Annotated in this window: 1 protein-coding gene; it reads left to right on the forward strand. The window is 32.1% G+C overall.

The window, feature by feature from the left end; genetic code table 11:
• Positions 1 to 214: 214 nt before the first annotated feature.
• Positions 215 to 697 carry an SLC5/6 family protein gene (locus tag G3567_RS13220; RefSeq protein ID WP_164005790.1) on the forward strand — a complete coding sequence of 161 codons (483 nt, stop codon included), beginning with the start codon at positions 215 to 217 and terminating at the stop codon, positions 695 to 697.
• The last annotated feature ends 117 nt before the right edge of the window (positions 698 to 814 follow it).

Consider the following 814-nt stretch of genomic DNA (forward strand, 5'->3'; position numbering starts at 1 on the left):
AACCGTTGTAAACAATTATGGAGAACGTACTAAAATTTATAATTGGAACTTTATTAATTGTTCTTGGAATTATTTGGTACAACTACGAAAGGAAAAAATTCGTTTCTGAAAGAAAAAATGAAGATTATATGCTAATGTCATTTACCGTTAAGTTTATTTTAGGAGCATTTATTCTATTCGCTTGTGGTATAAAACTAATTTACGATTCATTATAATGAACGAACGCGAAGATTACTTCAGAATTTCCAAAAATGGACACGTTCACACGCTGAGCGATAGAATTCCATTTAACTGGAAAGAACTATTGATTTGGACTTCTACTTCTTTCATATTCCTGATTTGGTTTCTCGGAATTGGAATCGGAATTTTTGTTGCGATTTTGACTTTAATCGGATACACTATTTACCGATTTGCTTCTTGGATTTACTACTCGGAATTAAAAATAGACGAGAAAAGCGGAGAATTAACTCGGCTGAAAAAAATACTTGACCGAACTAAAAAAACGGAATTGATAAGCGAAAAATTTGACCCAAACCGATTTGAATACTCGGAATTATCTCGAAGCGGAAAAACTAAATTTTTATTGAATTATCGAACACATAAAAACAACGAATTATTAATAATAAAAAATAAAACGGACAAAGAACAAATTGAGAAATACATTGCGGTAAAAATAACTGTTTACAACAATGTATAAAAATAATCGCTCAATTTCAGGCTTAACCAAAGGTCGTTGCAAGTTTACTACGTCTGATTTTCCTTCGGAAAATCCTCGCACGCAAACCCGCAACTATTCTTATACGAAACCGTTGGC

Origin of the sequence: Psychroflexus aurantiacus, from assembly GCF_010820555.1 — a bacterium.
Lineage (GTDB): Bacteria > Bacteroidota > Bacteroidia > Flavobacteriales > Flavobacteriaceae > Psychroflexus > Psychroflexus aurantiacus.